Source organism: Vibrio sp. 10N.222.54.A3, assembly GCF_041474095.1.
Lineage (GTDB): Bacteria > Pseudomonadota > Gammaproteobacteria > Enterobacterales > Vibrionaceae > Vibrio > Vibrio crassostreae_C.
The window spans coordinates 1-1,473 of the sequence record NZ_JBFRTN010000193.1; the positions used below are offsets into that span (position 1 = coordinate 1).

The window sequence follows — 1,473 nt, forward strand, 5'->3', positions numbered from 1 at the left end:
TATCCGAGAAGCTAATAGTGAACACGTTAGTTTCAACATTCGAGCCATCCGTAACATAACCGATGTAACCACCCGGTGTAGTTGGGTCGGCTTTCAGTTCGACTGCCAATCCATTTGATGTCAAAGCGCCACCAACATTGAACTCAGTCGGTTCAATACGGAAGCTGGTCACATCATCACTTTGAGTGGTATAAGTAATAGTTTGAGTTGAGCTAACCGCGCTGCCACTTGGTGCAGAGCCATCACTCAGATTGGTTTCCGACAAGTTCACAGTTGGCACATTATCAATGGTCGGAATATCACCATCGGTAATGGTCAGCGTGACGGTTGAGGTCAGCACATCGTTATCGGAGTCACTAGACGTCACCACGATTGATTTCACAATGTCTTCGTTCAGCGTGTGGTCGAGATTGCGGTTGGGCTCAAAGCGCACTTCACCTTGAAGCGTGATGAATAGTTCACCCTCTGTGAAGCTAAACTGCTGCTCGCCAGTGTCATTTTGGTCCAGCGTTCGAAGCTGACCATCATAAGTGAATTGCGTCACCGTTGCGCCATCAGCACTTTGATTTGGCATCACATCAACAGTACCAGTTGTCACGGTACCATCTGCAAGATTCGGCTCGATGATATCTAACGTACTATCTTGCATGATTTGAACATCATCGCCGATAGTGACGTTTAACGGAGACATCAGTGAATCATCGCCGTCGCTATCTACCGCAAAAACAGGCAGATCAAAGCTGAGCTCGTTGTTACCACGGGCATCTTGATGGTCCAACGCTTCAATGAGTGTGAACGTGTATTCACCTAATGTGGTGCTAGAAAAACTCAGCGTGAATACCGTGGTTTCGACATTCGTCGCACTAGTAGTAAAACCAATGTAGTCACCCGACCCTGTCGGCTCTTCACGAATTTCAATGATCAAGCCATCTGATTTGAGTGAGTTATCTGTATTAAATTCGGTTGGTTCTAAACGGAACTTCTCTACATCATCGCTTTGATGAGTGAACGAGATGATTTCTGTTTGACTCACCGCACTACCACTTGGCAATGAACCATCAGCGAGATCCGCTTCTTTAAGTGATACGCTCGGCACCGCATCAATAGTCGGATTGTCACCATCAGCAATGGTCAGCGTAATGGTTGAAGTCACCGGGTCGTTATCAAAATCGCTTGAAGTCACGACAATCGACTTCACGATATCTTCACTAACTGAGTGGTCTAGATCGCGATTAGGTTCAAAGCGCACTTCCCCTTCAAGGGTGATATAAAGCTCACCTTCAGTGAAGCTGAACAGCTGTTCACCAGTGTCATTCGGATCAAGTGTTCGTAGTTGACCGTCATAAGTGAACTGAGTGATCGTCGCGCCATCCGCACTCTGATTTGGCATCACATCAATAGTGTTGCTTGTGATCGTACCATCAGCCAGATTTGGCTCAGTGATATCTAACGTACCGTCTTGCATGATTTGAA

At 46.5% G+C, this 1,473-nt stretch carries 1 protein-coding gene; it reads right to left on the reverse strand.

The window, feature by feature from the left end; translation table 11 throughout:
- Positions 1 to 1,473, reverse strand: a 1,473-nt coding sequence (locus AB4507_RS22945) for a hypothetical protein (protein ID WP_372183490.1), incomplete at both ends; no start/stop codon positions are given.